The organism is Roseibium sp. LAB1 (assembly GCF_054658235.1).
This window is the reverse complement of record NZ_BAAGIB010000002.1, coordinates 463,495-489,182: the sequence shown is the minus strand read 5'-3', so window position 1 is coordinate 489,182 and position 25,688 is coordinate 463,495. Positions and strand designations below refer to the sequence as shown.

Sequence of the window (25,688 nt, the reverse complement as noted above, 5' to 3'; positions counted from 1 at the left end):
CTCTCGTTGTGGCCGCAGTCGCCGGGAAATACTCAGTTTTTCGCAGGCGAGTCCTGAACGAATGCGGTAGCGCCATAGGCGCAGCACAGCGCGAGCAGGAGGCCCGTGATCCAGAAGATCGGCCCGAAACCGGCTCCCATGCCCAGGAGTACGCTGCCCAGGGTAACGCCTAGTGTTCCGCCCACAAGACGGGCGGTGATCAGCAGGCCGCTGACTTCTCCCTGCTTTTCGGTGGGAACCGCATTGGCGCTCAACCGGCCACTCGGGACCATGGCAAAGGGAAGGGCGACACCCCACATCACAAGGCCCGTTGCAAGAGCCCAGTAGTTTTCCAGAAGCATCATTGATCCGATGGCCGCATTGGCAAGCGCCAGAAGCATCAGCGCTGTCAGCACCGGTCTGCGCGAGCCGTGCTTGTCCGCAAACTTGCCCGCAGGGGCTGAAAGGATCGGCATGGGCACGACGGCAAGGACCGTTACGAGGCCTGCAGCAAGGGCCGAATATTTCATGTCCAGCTGCAGGAAATGCGGCACGAAGATCGCAACCACGATCTTGTTCATCTGTGTCAGCAGGATCACCAGCAGGCTGGCGTGAAACGCTCTCAACCGGAACAGGTTCACATCGATCAGCGGCACGTCCTGCCGGGCTTCATAGGCAACAAACGCGAACAGTCCGAGAAGGCCAGCCGTCAGACATGCCAGAATGGCCGTTGTTGCCCAGCCGAAGTTCGGGCCTTCCATCAGTCCGAAAACCAGAGCGGTCAGACCAATGACCAGCAGCACGAGGCCAATACTGTCGACTGGAGGGCGGGTGAACTCCTTTGAGGGCGCGCGCCAGAGCAGGCAGGCGAGCACACTGCCAGCTGCGACGATCGGAATATTGACCCAAAAGACCCAGCGCCAGGTCAGGAAATCCGTCAGCATGCCGCCTAGCAAAGGTCCGCCAGCCAGAAAGATGGTTGCCATGCCCGTGAGAATACCGATCGCCCGGCCGCGTTCGCTCTTGTCGAACGTGAGCATCACGGCAGCCAGCGTCATCGGGAAGATCAAGGCTGCGCAGAGACCCTGAACGATGCGCATGCTGATCAGCATTGTGGCTCCGTCTGAAAACCCGGCAAGAAGACTGGCAAGCGCAAACACCGCAGCGCCGGCGATGAGGGCAGGGCGCAGCCCGAGAAAGTCGATTGCCTTTCCGCCAATGGCGGCGAAACAGGTGAAGGTCAGCATGTAGGCGTTGATGATCCAGTGGGTCACAGTTGGAGTGAGACCGAGGTCAGACCGGATCGCCGGCAGAGACACGCCGAGAATTGTCTCGTCCAGCATGACAAGCCCGCCGAGTGTGCCCATGGCGAGAACGAGACCGCGCTTGCGGTTGGTTTCCGAAAGTTCCCTCATCGTCCGTCCTCCCCAGGTTGACGGATCTCCAAACCGCTCCAACAACGGTTACCCGAAGGAAGTCTAGGCAGTTTCAGCAAGTGCGCCCAGCTGTTTTTGCCGTTCCGGATCAGGCTCCGGGCGCGGTTCCCCCGAAGGCAAGCGTCGACAAGGCCCTGTCGGTCTGGTTGCTCCAGGTCGTCAAGGCTGCAGAAAGGCGTGCGGCTGGACTGTCTTGCGGGTCGGAGGCGCGCCGAACGCACCACCAGTCCATTGAAACGCCCTCTTCGGCGATAGGACGGGAAACCAGTGTTCCGTCAGCCAGTTCCGGTTCGATGGCCCACTTGCTGAAGATGGCAACGCCGAACTTGGCGCGCACCAGATCGATCACGGCTTCCGGGGTCGGCATCGGGGTCAGCCGCCTGAAAGGCTGGGTTGGCGTGCCGAGCAGGGTTGTCCAGTCGAAACCGGGTTCGGCTGTCAGCGGATAGACGAAGAAACGCTCATCCCCCATGTTCTCGCTGTTGACGACCGGCTCGGCGGCAAGCGGGTGGTTATGAGCAAGTACGGCGACAATCGGATCGGTTCCGAGCTTGACCGCGCGCAGGGAGGCGAGCGCCGGTTCGCGGCCGAATACCAGTGACACATCCACGGAGCCGTCAAGGAGCGAAGCCAGTGGATGAGCTGTCGCCCGGGACGACAGATCGACCGACAGTTTCGGATCCGTCGTTTCCAGATAGTCCAGGAAAGCGGGAAACCAGTGATACCGGCTGTAGGTGGCCTGACCGAGGCGAACGAGGATCCTGGCATCACGCGCGGACGCTTCGAGATCCTGTTCCAGGCGGAACAATTCTCCCAGAAAGGTCTCTCCGAGGTGCCGTAGCCGCTCGCCTTCCGGCGTCAGTTCGATCCGGTTATCCGCCCTCCTTGCCAGGACCACCCCAAGACGCCGCTCAGCCTCCCGCAATCTGTGCGAGGCCGCCGATTGGGTGACACCGAGACGCGTGGCGGAGGCCGTCATGCTGCCGGTTTCGCCAAGCGCGGACAGAAGGGTCAGGTGATGAAGGGCAAGACGTGGGATCATGCAGACATGAAAGCATTTCATGAACTGAATGAAAACTAGGAATTTTGTTTATTCGCCGATGCGCAGTATCGACAAGGTATGAGGAACAATATCTTTCCACAAACCGGTCTAGGTCCGACAGGTGCAACTCTCGTCATTGCTGGTTCCGCAGCCTGTTTCGGCCTTGTTCCGATCTTCGTGCGGGGGCTTCAGGACCTGGGGAGCGGACCCGCAACGATCGCGCTTTACCGCTATGGGTTTTCCGTCCTGTTCCTGATCCCCTTCCTGCCGTTCGAAAAGCGGAAGCGCAGCGGGGCGCTGTTGATGGCGGGGGCTGGCCTTGTACTGGGGCTCAGCCTGATCGGCCACCTGGAGGCGATCCGCATGGCGCCGGTCGCGGCTGCCGGGGTGGTCTACATGTCCTATCCGGTATTCGCGGCACTCTTTGCCTGGGTTCTGCTGAGACAGGCGCTCACCTGGAGGTCGTTTGCCTCTGCGGGTCTGGTTGTCCTGGCCGCCGGGCTGTTGCTTGATCCCTCGTCACTGTCTCCCGAAGCACTGAAAGCCCTGTTGTGGGCCATTCCTGCTCCCATCGCGTTCGGCTTTCTGATTGTTGTCCTGAGCGGATTGGCAAGTGAATTGAATTCGCTGGAGCGCACGGCCTGCGGTTTGTCCGGATCCGTCGTCGGTCTGTTGCCGCTTGCGATCCAGGAAGGGCACGGGTCAGTCCTGCCGGCGACCACTGGCGAATGGGGGCTTGTCATCGCCATGGGTCTTGGAACGGCTCTTGTTCCGCAGATCCTATACACCGTGGCCTGCCAGAAAGTTGGTCCGGTGCGCACTGCGGCTGCCGGAAGTTTCGAACTGCCGACCATGTTCCTGGTTGGCTGGCTGGTTTTCGGCGAAGCAATTGGCTTGCGGGAATTGCTGTCGGCAACACTGGTTTTATCCGCAATCCTGATTGCGCCCTCAATCGCGGCGGGTCCCCGTCTGAACCGGGACGTCGCACCAACAATCTAATACCTCGAAGATAAGTATCTTGATATCGAGACAAATATATCCTATCTCCTGGTCAAACGATGGATACATGTCCGGAAAAACGACTGGAGATACTGCTCATGACTGCCCGTACGCCCGATCATCCAATTGAAAACCTGTTCGTCGACCGCTGGTCACCCCGTGCATTCGACCGGTCACCAATCGCGGAAGCGGATCTGAAAACCATCCTGGAAGCAGCGCGCTGGGCGCCGTCTGCTTTTAACATCCAGCCCTGGCGCTTCGTCTACGCGCGCAGAGGCGACGCCAAGTGGCAGGTCCTGGTCGATCTTCTCAACCCGTTCAACCGCGACTGGGCGCAACACGCCTCCGCGCTGGTCTATCTCTTTTCCGACAGCGAGGTGGACGGCAAGGACGGCAAGCCGAACCGAGCCAACGGCTCGCACACATTCGATGCCGGTTCGGCCTGGTCGCATGCAGCCCTGCAGGCCACCGCGCTCGGCTACCATGCGCATGGCATGGCCGGCATCCTGAAAGACGAGATTCACCAGAAGCTCGGTGTGCCAGAACGCTACCTGCCTCAGATTGCCATTGCCATTGGCCGTCGGGGTGACACGGCAGACCTGCCTGAAACCTTGCAGGAACGCGAAACCCCAAGCAGCCGCAAACCGTTGGCTGAAATCGCTTTCGCAGGTGCCTGGGCCTGAACGCCGAGGTCGGCACACAATCACTTTCCCAAAAAGGCAGCGGGCTGTTTCCGCTGCCTTTTTGCTGCGGCAATCTGCAAGGGGTTTTTCCGGTGGCGGCAGGTATAGGATTGGCAAGTCGAATTTGCTGGAGGGAGCCAGGGCATGGCCATGACCGACAAACTGCCGGAAGAAAGTCTCCTCAATACCTATAAGGCAGCCGACGATTATCTCGACACCTTTTCGATCCCGATCCGCGGACGGGAAGATCTGTTGACCGCAGACATGCGCGTACTTGCCGAACGCATTCTGATGGCAGAAATCGGTTGGGTGACTGCGCTTCTCTCGTTCCGCGACAAGCTTGCAGGCCTCGTCGGCATGAAGACAACGAAGGCTCTGGCACAGGAACAAGGCGCCGATAACATCATCTGCAAGGGTGAGGGAGACCGGATCGGTTTCTTCAAGATCTATTCGGTTTCAGAAGATGAGATCATTCTGGGCGAGAACGACTGGCACCAGGATTTCCGTGTCTCCGTGTTCCGGAAAAGGGGAGGTGCCGCGCGGGTCTATGTCTCGACCTGCTGCAAACGGCACAACCTTGCCGGTCATGCCTATCTTGCGTTGATCCTGCCGTTGCACAAGATGATCGTCAAAACCCAGCTTTCCAGGGGGACGGCCCTCCAGAACTGGGCAACTCAGAACGCCAGGTGACCCGTCTTCCGCCAGACGCGGGCTCCCTGTGTGGTGCTGATTTCCTGCCGGGTTCCGGCAGGCAGGCGTATCCAGGTTCCCTGGTCGTGCCGTCCACTCTGGTCCGAGAAACTGCCTTCAACGACAAAATACTCCGCACCACCCGGGAAGGTCTGCGGGCTTAGCCGGGCTCCTTTTTCCCAGTCCAGCATCACCACTTCCTCGTCCGGTCGAATGTACAGCGGCAGAATAGTTTCTCCGGGCCTGCCAGCCTGCCAGCCGCCGGGGTCAAGTGTGTTCACCCGGACAAAGACATCGTCGTCTGGCTGCATCTGGCGCAATTTCACCAGGATAACCGCGCCCGGCTCGCTGGAGGGCACATGGCTGGAGCCCGGAGGATTGCGGACATACATGCCTTTCGGGAAATCGCCGCTTTCATCCGAGAAAACGCCGTCAAGGACGAGAAATTCTTCTCCCATGTCATGGTCATGTGCGGAAAAGGAGGAGCCGGGTGCATACCTGACCAGACTGGTGGCCCGCGCAACTTCCTCGCCGTCGCGCTCCAGCATGCGCCGCTCGACACCGGCCATCGGCGAGGGCACCCAGTCGAGCGTGGCGCTATCGACGATTGCAGGCTGCGTCAGGTCAGCATGAATTTTCATCCGGTCCATCCCTATGTGCTTCTTCTTATGGTCACATGGGGCAGGATATCCCTTTTTGAAAGGGGTGGGTTTGAACTCGTTGTGAAGCCTGTGCAGCATGCCGGAGTATCGGGGAACTCCATCCGGCGAGGCGGGTGTCACATGGCTGTTTTCAGATCACGAGGGGTTGGCCCGGGATTTGCCGTCGCCAGTATGGTTCGGCCACAAAAGGCGATCGTATTCTCGGGTGTCACGTAGTTTTTTCAGGCCGCGATTGAACCGGGTGCAGAACATTTGGCCGTTTTCGATGTTCTTTGAAATGACCACGCGATACTCCCACAGGACAGCCACGTCCTCCAGGGCTCTGAAACGTGCGGTTTCTTCAGGCGCAAATGCGGCCGACTGCGCATCGGCGGCAACTTTTTCATTCCCCATGACAATGTCGACACGCCCGACATCAAGCATCTTGAACAGATCTTCCAGTGTATTTTGGCGAAAGACCGTGATCCGCCCGGCCGAAACCAGTTTGTCCAGTTCCTCGCCAAGGGCGGCTCCTTCGATTGCCCCCAGGCTGAGCCCGCCAAGGTCCTGCAGACCTTTCGCGTTCACCGGCCGGTCAACGGCATAGAAGAACTGTTCGCGCTCGACCAGCACTGCATCGCAGAAATGGAAGAATGGCATGCGTTCAGCGGTCTTGCCCCAGCCGGCTGATGCTTGCCAGCGGCCGGACTGGGTTTCCAGCAAGGCCCGTTTCCAGGGAAAGAAGCCGTATTCCACCGCAACGCCTTCAAGCTCGAAAGCTCGCGTAACCACCTGTGCGTAAGTGCCGTAGCCGTCGGCGTCTTCTGAAAAATAGGGCGGCCATTCGCCAACGGCGATCCGGATCGTATCGGTTGTTGCAGAACTTGCCGTGAGCGAAAGGAGCAGCAAAACGGCGCCGGCGAGCAGCGTTTTGACTTCCAAAAAAATATGCCGGCACGAAGAGCCTGCCAATCCATTGACTGTCACAGCTATTTCCCTGAAAAGCTCCCGTCCCCTGGACCTTACCACAGAAAACCTTCGTGGAGACGGGTACGTCCGGCATAACTTCATGCGATCCCGAACCTGAATTTCGGTGTCTTCTGATCGCAGTCTGGCACTTAAAGGTTGCTATTCGGTGGAATTCTGGGAAAACCCGGCTTTCCCGGCAGGCCGGCTTTGCAAGTCGCACGGAATCGTGCTGACTACCGCACTGCATGAAATCCAAAAAACGGAGAAGCCGCAGCGCTGCCGAGGCTGCAAGAAAAGTGGTCGCATGACGGTACAAATCGACATCGGGGAAATGACAAGCGGCGCACGCGCCGGGCTTGATCTGGAAGAACTGCTGGCGACGCGCCTTCTGGTGCAGGGCAATTCCGGCTCGGGAAAGTCGCATCTCCTGCGCCGGCTTCTCGAGCAGTCCGCAAGCTGGGTGCAGCAGGCCATTATCGATCCTGAAGGCGATTTCGTGTCACTCGCCGACAAGTTCGGGCATGTCGTTGTCGATGCCGTCGGCACCGAAAAGGATCTCCAGATGATCGCCGCACGGGTGCGCCAGCACCGGGTGTCGGTGGTGCTCAACCTGGAAGGTCTTGATGCGGACCGGCAAATGAAAGCGGCCGCAACCTTTCTCGACGGTCTGTTCGATGCCGACCGCGATCTCTGGTATCCGATGCTCGTCATCGTCGATGAAGCGCAGCTTTTCGCCCCTGCCGCTGCCGGCGAGGTGACCGAGGAGGCCCGGCGTCGTTCTTTGGGCGCCATGACCAACCTGATGTGCCGCGGCCGAAAACGCGGGCTGGCCGGCATCATCGCCACCCAGCGTCTGGCCAAGCTTGCCAAGAACGTTGCCGCGGAAGCGTCAAACTTCCTGATGGGCCGCACCTTTCTGGATATCGACATGGCCCGCGCCGCTGATCTTCTCGGCATGGAGCGGCGACAGGCCGAAAGTTTCAGAAATCTCGACAGGGGCCACTTCATCGCTCTCGGACCGGCCATGTCGCGCCGTCCGGTTCCGGTCAAGATCGGCCCGGTGGAGACCATGGGCCGGGGCGGAAGTCACAAACTGTTGCCGCTGCCTGAGCAGCCCAAGGAAGACGCCAAGGACCTGATCTTCACGCCGGGAGCAGACGAAGTTCAGCCAGTGCGCCAGCGTTTCGTCGAGCCAGTGGTTTCTACCGGTGACGTGCTCGACCAGCTGAGCAGTGCCGAACGGGCCAGCGCCGATGAGGTGCCGCAGGCCGAAAGCCTGCTCGATTTCGGCGAGCGCGAGCAGAAAATTGCCGAAATCATCGCAGGTATCCTGGAAGACGAGGAAGCTGCGTTCCAGCCGATAGCAACGCTGTACCAGGACTTTCAGGTCCGCTGCCGCATTTCCAAACTGGCCGGTGGCGCACCAGACCTGCAAACCTTCCGTGAAAAGCTCTCCGTTGCCCGTGCGGGGGTGGAAAAAGGCGAAATGGACGATGGCGCCTGGGCTCAGGCGGAACTGATTGCCTCCGAACTTCCCGAAGACATGCGCGGCGTCTATCTGCTGCTGGCCAAGGCGGCGATTGCAAAGGCGCCATGCCCGGGCAACATCGAAATCGCCACAGCTTACGGTACAAGGTCACCCGGCAGGGCACGCTGGCTGTTGAGCCATATGGAAGAACGCGGATTTCTTGTCTGCGCCACCGATCTGCGCGGCAATCGCATCGTGACGTTGACCGACCTCGGTTGGCAGACGGCTCCGGGTGACGAAGCCGCGGCCTGACCGGCCGTTTCGGCACATCGACTGGCGAACACGCAAACTTTCGCGCATGCTTCCTGTGAAGACGGCAAGGGAGGCGTGAATGACGCTGGAAGACACCATCGATCTCTACTGCGCAGCCTGGTCTGAACGCGACCCGTCCTATCGGCGGGACCTGCTGGACAGGTCCGTGAACGAAAACGTCAGATATACGGATCCCGAAACCGACGTGACCGGCATTGCAGCGCTTGTCGACCACATCGCAGGCGTTCTGGCCGGCAGGGTCGGCGCAAAGATCATTCGCACAAGCGGCATCGACGCCCATCACGACATGGCGCGCTTTGCCTGGCGGATGGTCAAGGCGGACGGAACGGCGCTTCCTGAAGGCCTTGATGTCGTCTGGATCGACGACGAAACCGGAAAACTCAAGACAGTTCTCGGGTTCTTCGGCGCGTTGCAGCGCGAATAAGCACGAAGGTCCGGCTCTCCGATTTCTAGGAAGGCAATGCCTCGAATGTCGGCAGAGTTTCCAGGCCGTCATCCCAGTCAGCGCGGCTGGCAGTAAAGATATGGCCTGCCGGTTTCAGCGATACGGGCGTGTCCAGACAACCTGCCGGCACGACCAGAAGCTTGCCGTCCATCTGAAGATTGGGAAGAGCTGATCCGCACTCGGAACAGAAGGCCTTCTTGTGGCGTGTGCCCGTCAGCGTGAAGGACTTGACCTTGTCCTCACCGGACGTCCAGGCAAGGCTTGCCGTTGTCGAAAACAGATTGGCGGCATGTGCGGATCCGGTGTCTTTCCGGCAGTGCCCGCAGTGGCACAGAAAGAATGTCTCGAAGTCGCCTTCGATGGTGAAAGTGGCGCTGCCGCACAGGCAGCGGCCTTTGTGAACCGTCACTTGGCAATATCCTGAAAGAGGGAAGCTGCTGCTGCATAACAACTTGCACCTTCAAAGGCTACCCGGTCAGATTGCAGGGCGCATACGACTTGTGGACGAATTGCGTGACGGGTCGACAGGCTGGGACACCAGAAGGTAGTCGAGCTGCGACAACTCCAGCGAAATGCCGTCGATCGTGCGCGTGAGCACGCTTTCCAGATAACTGCCGCCAGGTGATCTGTCCCGGATCGCGATGGCCCGTTCCCGCGCCTTGCGCAGGTACAACATCATGGTGCGGACCTCGCCGCGTGTAACGGACGTCAACTGATCAGTGCCCGGCGTCGACGCAGAAGCGGAGGAAACAGCACAGGAATGCGCAACAGCAGTGTCGGCGAGCCGCATCGATCTTCTCCAATGTTCCTATTTTGTTCTTTTTACGTCAGCTCTCTTTTTCGTTCAAGCGCGGAATCGAAAATCAGCGGCTTTTTGAGGAAGGGAACAGTGCGGGGTAGAACATAAAGGGGAGGCGGATAACCCTGTGAGTTTGTTTCGGTCCGTCGCGAGAACGCTGATAATGTTGAGCTTTTTCAGCGGAGGATACTCATGAGACGTCACGATACAGGGGCTGAAGATGATGCGGGTCCTCTCGAAGTGGCAAATGGCTTCGAGCACTTTATGGTCAGTAGCACGTCAGTCACAACGGTCGCCGCAGGCTGCTATCACGTCCAGAACGTGAATTCGCTCCACGCCCCCTACGACAGGTTCATCAGGCCATCTGCAGGCCGCCCAATATCACTTCACCCTTCCATCATCTTGGCCAGAAGTCTTCTTCCCGCCGGTCCCGGAGGACGGCTCGCGAGGTAGGCGGCATAAATTGTCAGCGCCCCTTGCTGTCCGGTAGCCTCGTCATCCAACTTGAGCTCCACCACGCGCCCCTCCTCGAGATCCGTCTTCACAAGATGGCGCGGCATCCTGCACCAGCCAAACCCGGCGCGCAGAAAGTCCAGTCGACGACCGAGGTCAAGGAACCGCCACCGAGCAGAACTCAACACGCCATAGTCTGGACCCTGCGCCGTCGCGTCGGAACTCAGGACGAGCTGGACGTGAGGTTCGAGGTCAGCACGCGTGAGCGGACCTGGAAGCTGCGCAAGCGGGTGCTGCGAGGCCGCGACCGGAACCAGCTCGATCGTGCTCAGCGGCAAAGCGACCACGTCCTCTGGCACCTGAGGCAAAAGCAGGCCGATAGCCAGTGCGGCCTCCTTGCTGCGCAGACGTCTCAGAGCACCACCAAGTTCTTCGGTGGAAAAGCTGATCGGCAGTTGAGGCCACTCGTCGTGCAGTGTCCGCAGGCTTTGGATGAGAGGCTCTGACGGTACCATCGGATCAATTGCGAGGGTCAGAACCGGTTCCAGACCCGTCCGGGTTCCGGCTGCAACGGCCTCGAACCGGGCCGCGCTGGCAAGCACGAGGCGGGCCTGTTCCACCAGCACACGCCCGGCCTCCGTCAGCTCAGGGCGGTGACCGGACCTGTCAAACAGCTGCACGCCCTGATTTGCTTCAAGGTTGGCCACGGACTGACTGATGGCCGACTGAGCCCGCGACAGATCCCGGCCAGCAGCTGAAAAACTTCCCGTATCGGCAATGGTCACGAGGATACGTAGTTGGTCAAAGGTGAGAGTGCCGAGCAACTCTATCTCCATTCAAGATGGTAATGATCATAATTATATCACTTCTTATGATAATTTTCAGCGCCTATCTTCGCCTCATGCAACCGACAATCTTCATCAATCACGGCGGCGGCCCTTGTTTCTTCCTGCGGGGTGGACCGATGCGTGACGGCTTCCGGGAGCTGGAAGCCTACCTCGACGGGTTCGCTGCACAATTGGCAGCACCACCACGGGCAATCCTCGTCGTTTCGGGCCACTGGGAAGAGCCGTATCCGACTGTGAACGCTGCGGCGCGCCCGCCGCTTCTCTATGACTACTGGGGGTTTCCCGACTACACGTATCGCCTGACCTGGCCAGCGCCGGGAGCACCTGAGATTGCGGCGCGTGTCCAGGACCTGTTGACCGACGCAGGGATAGACAATGCACGCGAGGATACGCGCGGCTGGGATCACGGGGTCTTTGTACCGCTCAAGGTCATGTGGCCCGACGCGGATATTCCGACGGTTCAGTTGTCGTTGTGCCGCGACTGGGACCCGGCACGGCACCTTGCCATTGGTCGCGCCCTGCGTCCGCTGCGCGACGAAGGCGTGCTGATCCTTGGAAGCGGTCAGACCTACCACAATCTGTCGGCCGGGTTCGGCGCGTCAGACCCCAAGGCCCTGGCCTTCGATACGTGGCTGCGCACCGAGATGGTTTGTCCTGAAACCAGAGACGAAGCACTGATCCGCTGGGCCTCGGCCCCCGGAGCACGCCACGCCCAGCCTGAAGAGGATCACCTGCTGCCATTGATGGTGGTTGCAGGGGCCGCGTCTGGTGATCCCTGCCGGATCGACTTTCACGGACAGGCCCTTGGCAAGCCCATTTCAGGATTCCGCTTCGGCGCCTGAACCCGTCCCATCTCTTTACTCTCTCCAACTCCTTCCTCCTGAAAGGCAAGATCATGACGAAACTTCTGTTAATCGAGACCAGCCCCCGGGCCGCTGCGTCTGTCTCCCGCAACCTCACCGCCAGATTTATCGCCGATTGGCAGGCCACGCATCCCGAAGGCGAGATTGTCATCCGGGACCTGGCCAAGGACGCGCTGCCCCACGTCACAATGGACTGGCTAGCCGCCTATTTCACGCCGCCACCGGCGCAGACACCCGAGATGAAGGCGCAACTGGCACTGTCCGACGAACTGGTGCAGGAACTGCTGGGCGCAGACGAGATCGTGATCTCGACGCCTGTCTACAACTACAACATTCCTGCCAGCCTGAAGGCCTGGGTGGATCACATCGTGCGCAAGGGGCTCACGCTCGGGTTTGACGGTGCAGGGCTGGTGACCGGCAAGAAGGCGACACTTATCGTCGCTTCAGGTGGCGTCTATGGCGAAGGTTCCCCAATCGCGGATCGCAACATCGCGCCGCAATACATGAAACTGATCCTGAAGGTTATCGGGATTACGGACGTGTCCTTTATCCACGGCGAAAGCGCCAAATCTGTCGACATGGGTGAGACCACGATGGAAAATTTCGTGGCGAGCCACGTGGGTCAGATGAAGCAATTGGCTGACGCCTGAACCGCGCGACTTCCTGCGCTCCAATGTCTGACAGGGCCGGTCATTCGTGCACCGCGCCGCGAAGGGGCGGCCAGGGTCCGTCGTACGGTCTGGGGCAGATACAGAGCTTGAGAGGTGACGCTGAGGTCAAGCTCGACAGGCCACCGCAATTTATGGTCACCATCCCCCCAAAAAAATTGGGCCCGCACAAGGATTTGTGCGGGCCCGTCTTTGAGGCGATGTAACCGGCTTACGCCGCGCGAACGCGGCTCAGGAAGTCAGCAATGGTTGCCTGCAGGCCCTGGGCATGCTCGGAAACCGACTGGGAGACCGACAGGACATCGGCTGCCGAGCTGCTGGTTTCCTCTGCGGCCTGCATGACATCACCAACGCTGCTGCTCATGTCACTGGTGCAGCTGGCGGCCTGCTGGACATTGTGGCTGATCTCGTTGGTGGCGTCGCCCTGCTGCGAGATCGCCGCGGCAATCGCTGCCGTGAACTGGTTGACCTCTTCCATGGTGCTGGCGATTTCCTGGATCGAACCGACGGCGTTGCGGGTGGAGGACTGAATGCCGGTGACCTGCGTGGAGATTTCTTCCGTCGCCTTGGCGGTCTGGGTGGCAAGTTCCTTCACTTCAGCGGCAACGACAGCAAAGCCCTTGCCGGCTTCCCCTGCACGGGCTGCCTCAATTGTCGCGTTCAAGGCAAGAAGGTTGGTCTGTTCCGCAATCGCCTGGATCAGGCTGACAACTTCACCGATCTTTTGTGCGGCGGTGTCGAGACTGCCGACCTTGTCGTTGGAATCGTTGGCGGCGCGGGTCGCGCTGGTGACGACTTCCTTGGTCTGGTCGATCTGACGGCCGATTTCGGAGATCGAGGCGGACAGCTCCTCGGCGGCGGAAGCCACCGTCTGAACGCTACTCTGCGCAACTTCCGAAGACCCGGCCACCGACGAAACCTTTGCCGAAGTGTCACGGGCGATCGCATCGAGAGACGCTGCGGTCTGTTCCATGCGCTTGCTGTTGCCGCTGACCTGGTCGAGCACGGCATGCACGTCGCGTTCGAATGTCTCGATCAGGGCTTCGACTGTCTTCTGGCGCTCCAGCTGGCTGTGCTGGGCCTGCTCCGTGTCGCTTTGCAGCGACCGGCGTTCGGTCTCGTTTTCAACGAAGATTTCCAGTGCACTGGCCATCTGGCCGATTTCGTCCTTGCGGTCGAGGTAGGCCACCGGCGTGTCGACGTCGCCTTCGGCAAGCTTGCGCATACGGGCAGTCAGCATCTGCACCGGTCCGGCGATCGTGGAGCCGAGCATCCACATCAGGAAAGTGCCGGCAACCAGCAGACCGAGGGCGAGCAGGAGGCTCATCTGCATGGTGGAATTGGCGCTGGCCAGAAGTTCGCTCTCGTCAACGGCGACAACGATGAACCAATGTTGGCCGGTGCCGTCCAGTTCGAAACCCTTGATGGCTTCAACGATACCGTTGTCGGTCGTGAAGGCAGCTTCATTCTTGATCGACTGGATCTTGTCGACCATTGCCGCATCGGCCTTCTGGCCCAGGAGAGCCGCGTCCGGATGTGACACCCAGACACCTGCCTCACTGAGAAGGCCGACATAGCCGCTTTCATAGGTCTGACCGGCGCTCACCGCCTGCTGGAGGCCTTCCAGCGACACGTCGATGGTGGCACCACCGATACCGCGCCCGGAAACGTCCATGATCGGCGAGGAAGCCGTTGCCATCAGGACATCGACACCGTTGACCGGATAAAGATAGGGTTCGGTGACCGTGTCGTGGCCGAGGTTCTTCGGCTTGTCGTACCAGTCCTCAGAGCCGCTGTCGCCGCCGAAAAGAAGTGGTTCCCAGGCGACAGTTTCATCCTTGTTGTAGAAATAGGGAATGAAGCGGCCCTTGTCGTCGGAATAGTTGGCGCCCGCGTTGTCCGCATCCTTGCCAGCCATGTCCGGTTCCAGGATCGCGCCGCCGCCGACAAAATGTTTGTTCTGGCTGATCTGGTGCTGCATCACGGCCGCATAGGCATTGCGGTCGCTGACGCCGGCGTGCTGCAATCCTTCCAGGGCATCTGCCGCGGCGCGCGCTGCAAGCTGTGCCTGTGCCAGTGTCTTGCCGGCATCCAGGGCTAGCGCCTCGGCTGTCTTGCGGATGAGATCCTCGCCCGATTTCTGCGAAGTGGCCTGGGTCATGAAGGTGACAGCAAGAATAAGCGTCAGGAATCCAACCAGGAACACGCCGCTCGAGGCGAAAAAGATTCGATTTCTAAGAGACATGAAAAGCTCCAACGGTGAGACTGTGGGAAACCTAGGAGACGCGCGTAAAGCAAAGCTTACGTTCGGCAGTTTTTTTGCGATGCAGCAGGAGAAAATCTGCCCCGATTGCAAAACCATCGACATGCCGCTTGATCCCCGGGATCAAAATGGTTACATATGCAACTAAATTCATCTCCGAACCGGGAGGACGTCATGGATCAGAGATCGGATAGCAATCAAAATCTTGCTGAAAACGGCCGTAACACGGCGGATCTGGAATATATGCCGGGCTTCGGCAATGATTTTGAGACGGAGGCTCTGCCGGGTTCGCTGCCGCAGGGCATGAACAGCCCGCAGAAATGCGCCTATGGACTTTACGGCGAGCAGCTGTCGGGCACTGCCTTCACCGCCCCGAGCCACCAGAACGAACGCACCTGGTGTTACCGCATTCGCCCTTCGGTCAAGCATACCAGCCGGTTCAGGAAGATCGATCTGCCGTACTGGAAGTCCGCGCCGAATATCTGCGATGACGTCGTTTCGCTCGGTCAGTACCGTTGGGACCCGGTGCCCCATTCCGATGAAGGCCTGAACTGGCTGACCGGCATGCGCACCATGACGACGGCCGGTGACGTCAACACCCAGGTCGGCATGGCCAGCCACATTTACCTGATTACCAAGTCGATGGAGGACGAGTATTTCTACTCCGCTGACAGTGAGCTGCTGGTGGTGCCGCAGGAAGGTGTCCTGCGTTTTTGCACCGAGCTGGGTGTGATCGAGCTGGAGCCGAAGGAAATCGCGATCCTTCCGCGTGGTCTCGTCTACCGTGTCGAACTGGTGGAAGGTCCGGCACGCGGGTTCGTCTGCGAGAATTACGGCCAGAAATTCGAACTGCCGGGCAGGGGGCCGATCGGGGCCAACTGCATGGCGAACCGCCGTGACTTCAAGACACCTGTGGCGCACTACGAGGACCGCGAAGCCCCGTCCACGGTGACGGTGAAGTGGTGTGGCCAGTTCCACGAAACCAGGATAGGTCATTCGCCACTGGACGTCGTTGCCTGGCACGGCAACTACGCGCCCTGCAAATACGATCTGAAGAACTATTGCCCGATCGGCTCGATCCTGTTCGACCATCCGGATCCGTCGATCTTCACGGTCCTGACCGCACCGTCCGGTGTGCCGGGAACCGCCAACATCGACTTCGTGCTGTTCCGCGAACGCTGGATGGTGATGGAAGATACCTTCCGTCCGCCCTGGTACCACAAGAACATCATGTCCGAGCTGATGGGCAACATCTACGGGCAATACGATGCCAAGCCGCAGGGCTTTGTTCCCGGCGGCATGAGTCTGCACAACATGATGCTGCCGCACGGGCCGGACAAAAACGCCTTCGAAGGCGCGTCCAACGCCGACCTGAAGCCGGAAAAGCTCGACAATACAATGTCCTTCATGTTCGAGACCCGCTTCCCGCAGCACCTGACGGAATTTGCCGCCAAGGAGGCCCCGCTGCAGGACGATTACATTGACTGCTGGGACTCGCTGGGCAAAAAATTCGATGGCACGCCCGAAGGAACCTGGAACAAGTAGGGAAACCGTCCGGCGTTTGACCGACCGCAAACGGCTGATCGGTCGTCGCCGGTAGGTTGACCTGGCTCTCCGGAATCCGGTCAGGCACCGGTCGCGGGCAACCACAGTGTTTCGGCAGATCTGCCGGGGCCTTGACAAGAACAACGGCTGGAAGCCGCAAATGGCTTCCCGGGAGAAACCATCGTTGGACGCAACAGTCTGGCGATTTTTAGGAGCTGAAAACCCGATGAAACTGGCAACGCTCAAGGATGGCAGCCGCGACGGCAAGCTGGTGGTGGTCAACGACCGCCTGACCTTCTGCACCGACGCAAGCCACATCGCGCCGACTTTGCAGGCGGCGCTCGACGACTGGGAGCAGGTGGCGCCGAAGCTGAAGCTGCTGGCCGAAAGCCTGTCTCATGAAGCTGTTCCCACGCTCCGCTTTCACGAGCACGATGCCCTGTCGCCGCTGCCGCGCGCCTATCAGTGGGCGGACGGTTCGGCCTATGTCAATCACGTCGAACTGGTGCGCAAGGCCCGCGGTGCGAAGATGCCGGAAAGCTTCTGGACCGATCCGCTGATGTATCAGGGTGGTTCGGACACGTTCCTTGCCCCGCGCGATCCGATCTCCATGCGCGACGAAGCCTGGGGCATCGACATGGAAGGTGAGATTGCAGTCGTAACCGGCGACGTGCCGATGGGTGTCAGCGCCGATGAGGCGCGCGATCACATCCTGCTGGTGCTGCTGGTCAACGATGTGTCCCTGCGCGGGTTGATCCCGGCAGAACTGGGCAAGGGCTTCGGCTTCTTCCAGTCCAAGCCATCTTCAGCCTTTTCGCCGGTGGCCGTCACCCCGGAAGAACTGGGCGACACCTGGAAGGGTGGCAAGCTTCACCTGCCGCTTCACGTCGACCTCAACGGAGAGCCGTTCGGCCGGGCGAATGCGGGCATCGACATGACCTTCGATTTCGGCCAGCTGATCGCCCATGCGGCCAAGACCCGACCCCTCGGCGCGGGCACGATCATCGGATCCGGTACAGTGTCGAACAAGCTTGACGGCGGCCCGGGCAAACCGGTGGCCGAAGGCGGTGTCGGATATTCCTGCGTTGCCGAAATCCGCATGATCGAGACGATCAACACCGGCGAAGCCAAGACACCGTTCCTGAAGTTCGGCGACACGGTCCGCATTGAGATGCTCGACACGGAAGGCCATTCGATCTTCGGCGCCATCGAGCAGACGGTGCAGAAATACGAAGGGCCTTGATCGGACCTTTTGAGATGGGCCCCCATCGAGGGGTGGGGGCCTGTTCCGTAGAGCAACAAAAGTGCTGCGTCAGGCCGAGCCATTCCGCCGCCAGGATAATTCAGGGAGAGGGCAATGCCTCATATCGACCCGCTTGACAGAGTGGATCTGCCTCAGTTCGAGGAAAAATTCGCGCGTTACGATGCAATTCGCGGCTTTCTGCCGAACTCCATCCTGACCATGGCGCGCCGGCCGAATATCGCAAAGGCTTTCATGGAGCTGAACCAGGCGATCCTCTACGAAGGCACGGTGCCGGAAGACCTGAAGATGATGGTCGCGCTGATGACCTCCATGGCGACCGGCTGCCGCTATTGCCAGGGACACATGGCAAATCTGAGCCACGTCTACGATGTGCCGGACGAGAAGATCGCTGCTGTCTGGGAATGCGAGACCTCGCCGCTGTTCACGGAGGCTGAAAAGGCTGCGCTGGTGCTGGCCCGCGAAGCAGCCGGCGTTCCGAACGACGTGACTGAAGCCCATTTCGCGGCGCTCAAGCCGCATTTCAATGATGCCGAGATTGTCGAGATCGTCGCCTCGATCGCTCTCTTTGGCTACCTCAACCGGTGGAACGACACCATGGCAACCACGATGGAAACCCATCCGGCCGCCGTCGCCAAAAAGGCGATGCCCGCATGGGAAGAAGGCAAACACGGAGCCTCGAAATGAGCAAGCAATTCGCGTCCGCTGGAGACATGACGGAAAAGAAGATCTCCTTTACCGAGATCGGCAAGGACCTCTGGGCCTTTACCGCTGAGGGCGACCCGAACACCGGCGTCATCATCGGCGACGACAGCGTCATGATCGTCGAGGCGCAGGCGACCCCAGAACTCGCCAACAAGGTGATCGAGAAGGTGCGGTCCGTCACCGACAAGCCGATCAGCCATCTTGTGCTGACGCATTACCATGCCGTGCGCGTGCTGGGGGCTGCCGCCTACAAGGCGCCGACCGTGATCATGAGCCAGAAGGCCCGGTCCATGGTTGTGGAACGGGGTGCAGAAGACCGGGAATCCGAATTCATGCGCTTCCCGCGTCTGTTCATGGGCTATGAAAACGTCAACGACATTCCGCCTCTGACCTGGCCGACCACCACCTTCAACGACCGCATGACGGTCTATCTCGGCAAGCGCCGGGTCGACCTAAGCTTCCTTGGCCGCGCCCACACGGCCGGGGATATCGTTATCCACGTACCGGACGCGAACGTCATGTTCACCGGCGACATCGTCGAATACCATTCGGCCTGTTATTGCGGCGACGGTCATTTCAACGACTGGCCGACAACGTTGGAAGCGATCCGTTCCTTCGATGTGGAGGCTATCGCGCCTGGACGCGGCGATGCGCTGGTCGGCAAGGAGATGGTGGGTAAGGCGCTGACCAACACCGCCGATTTCGTCTCCTCGACCTATCGGCCGGTGGCCCGGGTCGCCCAGGGTGGCGGATCGCTGAAAGAAGCCTGGGACGCCTGCCGTGCCGAATGCGATCCGAAGTTCAAGGATTACGCCATTTACGAACACTGTCTGCCGTTCAACGTTGCCCGGGCCTATGACGAGGCCCTCGGCATCGACACGCCGCGCATCTGGACCGCGGAGCGCGATGCCAAGATGTGGGCGGATCTGCAGGGCTGACCCATGAGCACTGTCCTTGATCACCTCCGCCTGATGGCCCGCAACAACGCCTATGCGAACAAGCGTCTTTACGACGCGTGTTGCCGGTTGTCACAGGCGGAGTTCGAGGCGGAAAGAACCGGGTTTTTTCCGTCGATCAGGGAAACGCTCAACCACAATTGGGAAGTGGACCGCTATTACCTTGATGCCTTGAAGGAAGAGGGACAGGGCCTGTCGGTATTTGACACGCCACATCTGGCCTCGGCAGCGGAATTGAAACAGGCCCAGGAAAGTGCCGATGCGGTGCTGATCGCGTTCTGCGACCGGATCACGGATGCCGATCTTAACCGCAACATCGCGCAGGACCGGGGCAAGAGTGGCACCTGTCACGAGACGATTGCCAACACGCTGCTGCATCTGTTCCAGCACCAGATCCATCACCGGGGGCAGGTGCATGCCATGCTGGCAGGCACCAGTGTTGCCCCGCCGCAGCTGGACGAGTTCTTTCTGGAGTTCGACCGGCACCCGTCCGCGCAACGTTTCTGGGAGGCGGACTAACGCTTCGGCGCAAGGATCAAGAGGGCGAGCCAGGTGAGGCCGCCGGCAAGAACGATGATCTCGCTCACCACGATGCTGATGCCGATCATGCTCCAGTTGTCGGCAAGCACGGTGGCGGGCGCGGCGATAAGAAGTGCAAGGGCGACAACGGACAACAGTCCGGCAATTAGCCGGAACGTCCAGAGACGGCCTGATGTCAACATGTTCTGACGTGTCACGATTGGCATGTCACACCTCCTTTTGGGGGATCGTGTAACGAAAACGCGGAAACCCCGGTGCGGGTTCCGAGAAACAGGCAAAGACGGGTCGGCGGAGGATGCCGGGACGTCTCGGCAATTGGGAGAAACGCCTGTGACCAAATTGTTTGAAGCGCCGCTTTATCCGTACAAGCGGTCCCAGGACCAGGACGCCGCGGCGCCCGTTCGCCACCCGGTGGTGATCATCGGCGCCGGGCCTGTTGGCCTCGCCACGGCCATCGATCTGGCTCAGGCGAATGTGCCTGTCGTCATTCTGGACGACAACGACAAGGTCAGCGTGGGCTCGCGGGCGATCTGCTTTTCCAAGCGGTCCCTGGAAATTTTCGATCGCCTTGGATGCGGAAACGAGATGGTCGACAAGGGCGTTGTCTGGAACGTCGGCAAGGTGTTTTTTGGCGATCGGCAGGTCTACGACTTCAACCTGTTGCCGGAAGAGGGCCACAAGCGCCCGGCCTTCATCAACCTGCAGCAATATTATTGCGAACTTCACCTGGTCGAGCGCATTCGCGCGCTGCAGGTGGAAGGCAAGCCGGTGGAAATCCGCGGTGGCAGCCGGGTTGCAAACCTCAATCAGAGGGACGACCACACGCTGGTGACCGTGGAAACGGCTGATGGTGCCTACAATATCGAAGCGGATTGGCTGATTGCCTGTGATGGTGCCGGTTCGCCGTCGCGCCGGATGCTCGATCTCGACTTCGTCGGCCGGGTGTTCGAAGACAACTTTCTGATCGCCGACGTCATCATGAAGGCAGACTTCCCGACAGAGCGCTGGTTCTGGTTCGATCCGCCCTTCAACAAGGACCAGTCCGCGCTCCTGCACAAGCAGCCGGACGGTGTCTGGCGCATTGATCTTCAACTTGGCTGGGACATCGACAAGGAAGAGGAAAAGAAACCGGAAAACGTCATTCCCCGGCTCAAGCAGATGCTCGGACAGGACGTTGAGTTCGATCTGGAATGGGTGTCGATCTATACCTTCCAGTGCCGGCGAATGGAAAAATTCCGCCACGGCCGGGTCATCTTTGCCGGCGACAGCGCGCACCAGGTGTCGCCCTTCGGTGCGCGTGGCGCCAATTCCGGGTTCCAGGATGCCGACAATCTGGGCTGGAAGCTGAAGCTCGTCCTTGAGGGCAAGGCTCCGGAAAGCCTTCTGGACAGCTATGCCTTCGAACGGGAAATGGCGGCGGACGAGAACATCCTGCAAAGCTCGCGGTCAACCGACTTCATCACGCCGAAGTCGGACATCAGCCGTGTCTTCCGCGATGCGGTGCTGGATCTGTCCGAAAAGCACGCCTTTGCCCGTCCACTGGTCAATTCCGGCCGCCTGTCCGTCCCTTGCGTCTATGACGGATCGATGCTCAATGGCCCGGATGTGGAGGGTCTGCCTGCGCGCACGCGGCCGGGAAGCCCGGCTGTGGACGCTCCTCTTGGAGACGGCTGGCTGCTGGATTGGCTCGGCAGCGGTTTCCATCTGCTGGGGATCGGCGCCGAGGTGCCGGAGAACATCCGGATTGACGGCATCGGCATCGCCGGTGTCAGCATTGCACCGGCATCTGCTGGTCCGGAGCTGAAAGCCAGATATCTCGGCGAAGCCTCATCGGCGGTCTATCTGATACGTCCGGACCAGCATGTGGCGGCACGCTGGACAGGGTATGACCGCGCAGCGGTCGAACACGCACTTGCAATTGCACTCGGGAAAGGCGGAGAGGCCTAATGGCGGAGATTGTCACCAAACCGAACCTTGAAAATCCCGACGGGTTTTATGCTGACCTGCTGATCGCCCATGAAAGTCTTTCCAAGGCTGAAAGCGATGCTTTCAATGCCCGGCTGATCCTGTTGATGGCAAACCAGATCGGTGACAGCGAGACGCTTGCAAAGCTGCTCGAAGCCGCCAAACGATAGGCCGTGTGTGACGTCGCACAGGTGATGTTATCCTGCACACTGAGGTTTTTGACGGGGGTATGAAAGTTTCAGGCTTTCATACCCTTGGTAGAATTTAGGTTCTGCCTAATCGTTATGCAGGTAATTGGAATTATTTTGGGCAAAAATAAATTTTTCAAAAAGCCTCAATATCTAGTTGTCGCAAAAGAGTAAAAAGCGCCTGATTTAATTTGTGATGTCAAAGAGAAGACAGGCCTGCGATTTTTCACCAAATGTTTATCTGCCTACACCTTCATTCGTTGAAAGTGCGGGGGAAACAATGTCCAGGTTACTTACACCTTTAAAGAATGTACGCCTTTCGGCGAAAGTAGGTGGTGGCTTTGCGGCCATGATCCTGGTGGCGGCTGCGGTCGGCGCCGTGGGTACGGTCGCAATTCTCGGCCTCAGGACCCAGTCGGATGTCAGCGCGAAGGCAACAACCGCGATGGCGAACCTTCAGCAGGTCGCGCAGGCGCAGGAAGCCTATCTTTCGGATCGCACGACGGATCTGGCTGACGCCGCCAGGCTGCAGATTGGTCAACTGGAGACGGCTCTGGTGACGCTCGACGGTGTCTCGGGGTCAGGAGAAGGCGAAAGGGCCACTGCGGAGGCCATTGCGCTGGTCGGTCAGCTCAGCGGCGAATTTGACGGTGTCGTCCAGGCTGTCGAGAACCGGCAGGCCCAGGTCGACAAGCTGCTGCGCTCTGCCGTCAATCTGGCAACCATCGCTGCCCAGATCAATGACAAGATGAGCAAGATCCAGCGCGATGCCGGCAGTGCCGCCAAGACGGCATCAGGCACCCGCAACCGGGCTGACAAGGTCGGGCGCATGCTGTCGGACATGGAAGACCTCGTGGCCGATCTGGAAGCCAGGATCGCCGAGGCAGGTGCCAACGGCGATCTGCCGTCGGAAACAGTGGCAGCCATTCTGGATGGCACGCAAACCCTGGCCAAGACGGCAGCGAAAGCCGGCAAGCTGAAAGTGGACGGTGTCGACAAGGAAAAGGTCAAGGGTCTTGCCGACATGGCAGCGGTACTTGGTGAAAAACTGCCGAAGCCGGAAGGGGAAGGGGCACGGCCCGCACCGTTGCCGGCCGCAGTTGCCGCGGATCTTGTCGCTGGCCTGGAACTGCTCCACGATCAGGCCTCGGCCTTGCGCAAGGTGGTCTATGCCGCAACAGATGAAGCCAAGTCGATTGCCGGCAAGGCAACCTCCCAGCTCGGTATCGTCGACCTCGTCAATGTGAACGTGAACAAGTATCAGAACGCATCCCTGGATATTCGCTCTGCGACCATGGAGTACTTCGCCGGCTTTGACACGATTGGCGCGGAAGAAGTTCTCAACCGGATCGAAACGCTGCGCTATCTCGCCAATCTGCTGAAGGCGGACAGCGCTGCTTTCCCGGAAATCGCGGATGCGATTGCCTCGATCGAAGCGGAGGTCGGCACCTATGAGGCCGAGTTCGCCGCCATGGTCACCGCGAAAGAGGCCTTCGATGCCAAGCGGGCAGAGCTCATTGAGATTTCCGGCAAGGTGCGCAGTGTCATCACGGCCCTGACGGAGGCTCAGTCCGCGGGAGCTTATGCGCGGGCGGACACAGCGCTCGGACTGATCGCGGTTGCGCTCATCGTGGCGGTTGCCGCCGGTGGACTGCTGGCCTTTGTGCTCTCACTCGTGATCACGCGTCCGACGCGGGCGTTGACCGAAGCCATGGGCCGCCTTGCGGAGGGGGATATCGATGCGGTCATTCCCTCGACCGATCAGCGTGACGAAATCGGCGACATGAGCCGCACTGTTCAGGTGTTCCAGGAAAACGCCCGCGAGCGGATACGCCTGGAAAGCGAGGCGAATGCCCATCGCGAAGCCCAGAATGCGCGCCAGCAGGAAATCGAGGATCTGATCCAGAACTTCCGGGGTGAAATCCAGGGCCTCCTGAGCGCACTGGATGAAACGGCTGCCGGCATGTCCAACACCGCTTCGGCACTCGGCGGCATCGCCGAAAGCAGCGCGGAACAGGCCGGCGATACCGCCCGGGTCAGTGAAGACGCCAGCATGAGTGTTGAAAACGTTGCCGGTGCGGCAGAGGAATTGTCCGCATCGATTGCCGAAATCGGTGAGCAGGTGCGCCGGTCCTCCGACATCGTCACGACGGCCACCAGCGCAGTGCACGAGACCAACGGCAAGGTTCAGGGACTGGCGGAAGCCGCTTCGAAGATCGGCGAAGTTGTCAGCCTGATCCAGGCGATCGCAGAACAGACCAACCTTCTGGCGCTGAACGCCACCATCGAGGCTGCACGTGCGGGAGAGGCGGGCAAGGGCTTTGCGGTTGTTGCTGCCGAGGTGAAGGAGCTGGCAACACAAACCTCAAAGGCAACCGAAGAAATCTCGTCCCAGATCCACACCATCCAGAGCTCAACGAGCGACGCGGTCGCCGCTATCGGGGCGATTTCCGACACGATGGAAGAGGTCAACGGTTACACGCAAGGGATCTCGGCCGCCGTTACCCAGCAGGGTGCGGCCACCAACGAGATTTCCGGAAATGTTCAACGTGCCGCCCAGAGCACGCAGGCGGTCCAGACCAACATGTCCAGCCTGGCCAGGGCGGTCGATGAGACCAAGGAAGCATCGGGTGATGTTCTTGCCGCCTCGGGAGATCTGAGCAACCGTAGCAAGGACCTGAAGGAGGGGATCGAAACCTTCCTCAACCGTGTCGCCGCTGCCTGACCTCAATCGGATCGCATTTCAGTTGAACGCCTCGCCGGCCATTGCCGCCGGCGGGGCGTCTTCTTGCGAGTCTGAAACTCAAGAGCGGTTCGTATAGGCTTTGCTTCGGAGGCGAGGGTGGACGTATCCGGCGACACCGCAGTCTTTCAGATATGTTTTCCCTGACAATGGGAGCTCGAGATAAGAATGATATTGCAACTCATTCGCAACAAACTTGACAGTTGCGAATGAGTTGCAATATCACTTGCAGAAGTGATGTTCATACGGGATATGGTGATGCTGAAAAAACTGGTTCTGACGGTCTCTCTCGCGGCGCTAGCTGCTGGACCGGCAACGGCTGCCTTTGCACGGGACAAGATGAAAGTGGTGACCACCTTCACCGTTCTCGCGGATATTGCGCAGAATGTTGCCGGAGAGACCGCCGACGTGGTGTCAATCACCAAGCCGGGCGCGGAAATTCACGGCTATGAGCCGACACCACAGGATATCGTCCGGGCATCGGACGCGGACCTGATCCTCTGGAACGGCTTGAACCTCGAGCGCTGGTTCGAACAGTTCCTGTCCAACCTTGGCGACATCCCTTCCGTCACTCTCACCGACGGGATCGAGCCGATCTCGATCGCCGCAGGGTCCTACGAAGGCAAGCCGAACCCGCATGCCTGGATGGGGTTGGACAATGCTCTGATCTATATCGACAACATCGCCAAGGCGTTCGCCCAATACGACCCGGACAATGCGGCCACGTACGCCGCCAATGCGGATGCCTACAAGGAAAAGCTGCGCGAAACCATCGAGCCGCTGCGCCAGGCCGTTGCCGACATTCCCGAAGACAAGCGCTGGCTGGTGACCTGCGAAGGTGCCTTCAGCTACCTCGCGCGCGATTTCGGCATGAAGGAACTCTATCTCTGGCCGATCAACGCCGATCAGGTCGGAACGCCGCAGCAGGTTCGGTCGGTGATCGACGGTGTGCGCGAGCACGACATCCCGGTCGTCTTCTGCGAAAGCACGGTCAACACCTCGCCCGCCAAGCAGGTCGCGCGTGAGACGGGTGCAAGATATGGCGGCGATCTTTATGTCGATTCCCTGAGCGAGGCGAACGGCAAGGTGCCGACCTATCTGGATCTGCTCAAGGTCACGTCGAGCACTGTGGTCGAAGGTCTGAAATCCACTTCGCAGTAACCGGCCGTAAAACGGATTGCCGGGTGGCATTGATCTGATGCCGCC

The 25,688-nt window shown here is 59.8% G+C and carries 25 protein-coding genes; 16 read left to right on the top strand and 9 right to left on the bottom strand.

Annotated elements, in window-relative coordinates; all coding sequences use genetic code 11:
* Positions 1-32: 32 nt before the first annotated feature.
* Both ACYQ54_RS12210 and ACYQ54_RS12205 read right to left on the bottom strand, forming a co-directional pair.
* A complete protein-coding gene (locus tag ACYQ54_RS12210; RefSeq protein ID WP_460082579.1) occupies positions 33-1,394 on the bottom strand; it encodes an MFS transporter in 1,362 nt (453 codons plus the stop codon).
* A 109-nt stretch (positions 1,395-1,503) separates the two neighbouring features.
* Positions 1,504-2,457, bottom strand: a complete 954-nt coding sequence (locus tag ACYQ54_RS12205) for a LysR family transcriptional regulator (protein ID WP_460082576.1) — start codon at positions 2,455-2,457, stop codon at positions 1,504-1,506.
* Positions 2,458-2,535: 78 nt separating this feature from the next.
* On the opposite strand from ACYQ54_RS12205, the gene ACYQ54_RS12200 reads away from it, so the two are divergent.
* The 3 genes from ACYQ54_RS12200 to ACYQ54_RS12190 all read left to right on the top strand — a co-directional run bounded on the left by ACYQ54_RS12200 (position 2,536) and on the right by ACYQ54_RS12190 (position 4,829).
* A complete protein-coding gene (locus ACYQ54_RS12200) occupies positions 2,536-3,456 on the top strand; it encodes a DMT family transporter (protein WP_460082575.1) in 921 nt (306 codons plus the stop codon).
* Positions 3,457-3,554: 98 nt separating this feature from the next.
* Positions 3,555-4,139: a nitroreductase family protein gene (locus ACYQ54_RS12195; RefSeq protein ID WP_460082573.1), complete on the top strand. Its 585-nt coding sequence runs from the start codon at positions 3,555-3,557 to the stop codon at positions 4,137-4,139.
* 150 nt (positions 4,140-4,289) lie between these two features.
* On the top strand, positions 4,290-4,829 hold the full coding sequence (locus ACYQ54_RS12190) for a DUF2867 domain-containing protein (protein ID WP_460082572.1): 540 nt from the start codon (positions 4,290-4,292) through the stop codon (positions 4,827-4,829).
* Here the strand turns inward: ACYQ54_RS12190 and ACYQ54_RS12185 are convergent.
* Both ACYQ54_RS12185 and ACYQ54_RS12180 read right to left on the bottom strand, forming a co-directional pair.
* Complete coding sequence (locus ACYQ54_RS12185) at positions 4,814-5,470, bottom strand: cupin domain-containing protein (protein ID WP_460082570.1); 657 nt, start codon at positions 5,468-5,470, stop codon at positions 4,814-4,816. The two genes, ACYQ54_RS12190 and ACYQ54_RS12185, sit on opposite strands and share 16 nt — an antisense overlap.
* Before the next feature lie 156 nt (positions 5,471-5,626).
* Positions 5,627-6,412 carry a substrate-binding periplasmic protein gene (locus tag ACYQ54_RS12180; protein WP_460082568.1) on the bottom strand — a complete coding sequence of 262 codons (786 nt, stop codon included), beginning with the start codon at positions 6,410-6,412 and terminating at the stop codon, positions 5,627-5,629.
* A 331-nt stretch (positions 6,413-6,743) separates the two neighbouring features.
* Here ACYQ54_RS12180 and ACYQ54_RS12175 point away from each other — a divergent pair, with 331 nt between their 5' ends.
* Positions 6,744-8,219 carry a helicase HerA domain-containing protein gene (locus tag ACYQ54_RS12175; RefSeq protein WP_460082566.1) on the top strand — a complete coding sequence of 492 codons (1,476 nt, stop codon included), beginning with the start codon at positions 6,744-6,746 and terminating at the stop codon, positions 8,217-8,219.
* A gap of 79 nt (positions 8,220-8,298) precedes the next feature.
* A complete protein-coding gene (locus ACYQ54_RS12170) occupies positions 8,299-8,664 on the top strand; it encodes a nuclear transport factor 2 family protein (RefSeq protein ID WP_460082564.1) in 366 nt (121 codons plus the stop codon).
* Positions 8,665-8,689: 25 nt separating this feature from the next.
* Here the strand turns inward: ACYQ54_RS12170 and ACYQ54_RS12165 are convergent, their stop codons facing one another.
* The 3 genes from ACYQ54_RS12165 to ACYQ54_RS12155 form a co-directional block, all read right to left on the bottom strand.
* Complete coding sequence (locus ACYQ54_RS12165) at positions 8,690-9,094, bottom strand: GFA family protein (protein WP_460082562.1); 405 nt, start codon at positions 9,092-9,094, stop codon at positions 8,690-8,692.
* Between the two features lie 66 nt (positions 9,095-9,160).
* Positions 9,161-9,475: a hypothetical protein gene (locus ACYQ54_RS12160; RefSeq protein ID WP_460082560.1), complete on the bottom strand. Its 315-nt coding sequence runs from the start codon at positions 9,473-9,475 to the stop codon at positions 9,161-9,163.
* Positions 9,476-9,870: 395 nt separating this feature from the next.
* Complete coding sequence (locus ACYQ54_RS12155) at positions 9,871-10,761, bottom strand: LysR family transcriptional regulator (RefSeq protein ID WP_460082558.1); 891 nt, start codon at positions 10,759-10,761, stop codon at positions 9,871-9,873.
* A gap of 140 nt (positions 10,762-10,901) precedes the next feature.
* Here ACYQ54_RS12155 and ACYQ54_RS12150 point away from each other — a divergent pair, with 140 nt between their 5' ends.
* The gene (locus ACYQ54_RS12150; protein ID WP_460082556.1) at positions 10,902-11,627 is read left to right on the top strand and encodes a DODA-type extradiol aromatic ring-opening family dioxygenase; all 726 of its coding nucleotides are present in this window, start codon (positions 10,902-10,904) and stop codon (positions 11,625-11,627) included.
* 53 nt (positions 11,628-11,680) lie between these two features.
* Complete coding sequence (locus ACYQ54_RS12145; protein ID WP_460082554.1) at positions 11,681-12,298, top strand: FMN-dependent NADH-azoreductase; 618 nt, start codon at positions 11,681-11,683, stop codon at positions 12,296-12,298.
* A 229-nt stretch (positions 12,299-12,527) separates the two neighbouring features.
* Here the strand turns inward: ACYQ54_RS12145 and ACYQ54_RS12140 are convergent, their stop codons facing one another.
* Entirely contained in the window at positions 12,528-14,561 is a 2,034-nt protein-coding gene (locus ACYQ54_RS12140; RefSeq protein ID WP_460082552.1) for a methyl-accepting chemotaxis protein, read from the bottom strand.
* Between the two features lie 192 nt (positions 14,562-14,753).
* On the opposite strand from ACYQ54_RS12140, the gene hmgA reads away from it, so the two are divergent.
* From hmgA to ACYQ54_RS12115, 5 genes are all read left to right on the top strand, one after another.
* Positions 14,754-16,124: a homogentisate 1,2-dioxygenase gene (gene hmgA / locus ACYQ54_RS12135; RefSeq protein WP_460082550.1), complete on the top strand. Its 1,371-nt coding sequence runs from the start codon at positions 14,754-14,756 to the stop codon at positions 16,122-16,124.
* Positions 16,125-16,350: 226 nt separating this feature from the next.
* On the top strand, positions 16,351-17,367 hold the full coding sequence (locus tag ACYQ54_RS12130) for a fumarylacetoacetate hydrolase family protein (RefSeq protein WP_460082548.1): 1,017 nt from the start codon (positions 16,351-16,353) through the stop codon (positions 17,365-17,367).
* Positions 17,368-17,481: 114 nt separating this feature from the next.
* On the top strand, positions 17,482-18,072 hold the full coding sequence (locus ACYQ54_RS12125) for a carboxymuconolactone decarboxylase family protein (RefSeq protein ID WP_460082546.1): 591 nt from the start codon (positions 17,482-17,484) through the stop codon (positions 18,070-18,072).
* The gene (locus ACYQ54_RS12120; protein ID WP_460082543.1) at positions 18,069-19,028 is read left to right on the top strand and encodes an MBL fold metallo-hydrolase; all 960 of its coding nucleotides are present in this window, start codon (positions 18,069-18,071) and stop codon (positions 19,026-19,028) included. Before ACYQ54_RS12125 ends, ACYQ54_RS12120 begins: the two co-directional genes overlap by 4 nt.
* A gap of 3 nt (positions 19,029-19,031) precedes the next feature.
* Positions 19,032-19,565, top strand: a complete 534-nt coding sequence (locus tag ACYQ54_RS12115; RefSeq protein WP_460082541.1) for a DinB family protein — start codon at positions 19,032-19,034, stop codon at positions 19,563-19,565.
* Here ACYQ54_RS12115 and ACYQ54_RS12110 read toward each other — a convergent pair.
* Entirely contained in the window at positions 19,562-19,792 is a 231-nt protein-coding gene (locus ACYQ54_RS12110) for a hypothetical protein (RefSeq protein ID WP_460082538.1), read from the bottom strand. The genes ACYQ54_RS12115 and ACYQ54_RS12110 overlap by 4 nt on opposite strands.
* Positions 19,793-19,916: 124 nt before the next feature.
* Here ACYQ54_RS12110 and ACYQ54_RS12105 point away from each other — a divergent pair, with 124 nt between their 5' ends.
* The 4 genes from ACYQ54_RS12105 (at position 19,917) to ACYQ54_RS12090 (ending at position 25,643) form a co-directional block, all read left to right on the top strand.
* Complete coding sequence (locus ACYQ54_RS12105; protein WP_460082536.1) at positions 19,917-21,533, top strand: FAD-dependent oxidoreductase; 1,617 nt, start codon at positions 19,917-19,919, stop codon at positions 21,531-21,533.
* Positions 21,533-21,721, top strand: a complete 189-nt coding sequence (locus ACYQ54_RS12100) for a DUF2783 domain-containing protein (RefSeq protein ID WP_460082533.1) — start codon at positions 21,533-21,535, stop codon at positions 21,719-21,721. The genes ACYQ54_RS12105 and ACYQ54_RS12100 overlap by 1 nt, the downstream gene beginning before the upstream one ends.
* Before the next feature lie 298 nt (positions 21,722-22,019).
* Positions 22,020-24,464: a methyl-accepting chemotaxis protein gene (locus ACYQ54_RS12095; protein WP_460082531.1), complete on the top strand. Its 2,445-nt coding sequence runs from the start codon at positions 22,020-22,022 to the stop codon at positions 24,462-24,464.
* A gap of 276 nt (positions 24,465-24,740) precedes the next feature.
* Positions 24,741-25,643, top strand: coding sequence for a metal ABC transporter substrate-binding protein (locus tag ACYQ54_RS12090; protein WP_460082528.1), 903 nt, complete (start codon positions 24,741-24,743; stop codon positions 25,641-25,643).
* Positions 25,644-25,688: the final 45 nt, after the last annotated feature.

Coding starts and splice junctions, on each gene's coding strand:
- hmgA (WP_460082550.1), top strand. CDS start 14,754: ATGGATCAGAGATCGGATAGCAATCAAAATCTTGCTGAAAACGGCCGT.
- ACYQ54_RS12145 (WP_460082554.1), top strand. CDS start 11,681: ATGACGAAACTTCTGTTAATCGAGACCAGCCCCCGGGCCGCTGCGTCT.
- ACYQ54_RS12150 (WP_460082556.1), top strand. CDS start 10,902: ATGCGTGACGGCTTCCGGGAGCTGGAAGCCTACCTCGACGGGTTCGCT.
- ACYQ54_RS12110 (WP_460082538.1), bottom strand. CDS start 19,792: ATGCCAATCGTGACACGTCAGAACATGTTGACATCAGGCCGTCTCTGG.
- ACYQ54_RS12140 (WP_460082552.1), bottom strand. CDS start 14,561: ATGTCTCTTAGAAATCGAATCTTTTTCGCCTCGAGCGGCGTGTTCCTG.
- ACYQ54_RS12175 (WP_460082566.1), top strand. CDS start 6,744: ATGACGGTACAAATCGACATCGGGGAAATGACAAGCGGCGCACGCGCC.
- ACYQ54_RS12090 (WP_460082528.1), top strand. CDS start 24,741: ATGCTGAAAAAACTGGTTCTGACGGTCTCTCTCGCGGCGCTAGCTGCT.
- ACYQ54_RS12115 (WP_460082541.1), top strand. CDS start 19,032: ATGAGCACTGTCCTTGATCACCTCCGCCTGATGGCCCGCAACAACGCC.
- ACYQ54_RS12130 (WP_460082548.1), top strand. CDS start 16,351: ATGAAACTGGCAACGCTCAAGGATGGCAGCCGCGACGGCAAGCTGGTG.
- ACYQ54_RS12205 (WP_460082576.1), bottom strand. CDS start 2,457: ATGATCCCACGTCTTGCCCTTCATCACCTGACCCTTCTGTCCGCGCTT.
- ACYQ54_RS12190 (WP_460082572.1), top strand. CDS start 4,290: ATGACCGACAAACTGCCGGAAGAAAGTCTCCTCAATACCTATAAGGCA.
- ACYQ54_RS12200 (WP_460082575.1), top strand. CDS start 2,536: ATGAGGAACAATATCTTTCCACAAACCGGTCTAGGTCCGACAGGTGCA.
- ACYQ54_RS12100 (WP_460082533.1), top strand. CDS start 21,533: ATGGCGGAGATTGTCACCAAACCGAACCTTGAAAATCCCGACGGGTTT.
- ACYQ54_RS12195 (WP_460082573.1), top strand. CDS start 3,555: ATGACTGCCCGTACGCCCGATCATCCAATTGAAAACCTGTTCGTCGAC.
- ACYQ54_RS12210 (WP_460082579.1), bottom strand. CDS start 1,394: ATGAGGGAACTTTCGGAAACCAACCGCAAGCGCGGTCTCGTTCTCGCC.
- ACYQ54_RS12185 (WP_460082570.1), bottom strand. CDS start 5,470: ATGAAAATTCATGCTGACCTGACGCAGCCTGCAATCGTCGATAGCGCC.
- ACYQ54_RS12095 (WP_460082531.1), top strand. CDS start 22,020: ATGTCCAGGTTACTTACACCTTTAAAGAATGTACGCCTTTCGGCGAAA.
- ACYQ54_RS12170 (WP_460082564.1), top strand. CDS start 8,299: ATGACGCTGGAAGACACCATCGATCTCTACTGCGCAGCCTGGTCTGAA.
- ACYQ54_RS12120 (WP_460082543.1), top strand. CDS start 18,069: ATGAGCAAGCAATTCGCGTCCGCTGGAGACATGACGGAAAAGAAGATC.
- ACYQ54_RS12125 (WP_460082546.1), top strand. CDS start 17,482: ATGCCTCATATCGACCCGCTTGACAGAGTGGATCTGCCTCAGTTCGAG.
- ACYQ54_RS12160 (WP_460082560.1), bottom strand. CDS start 9,475: ATGCGGCTCGCCGACACTGCTGTTGCGCATTCCTGTGCTGTTTCCTCC.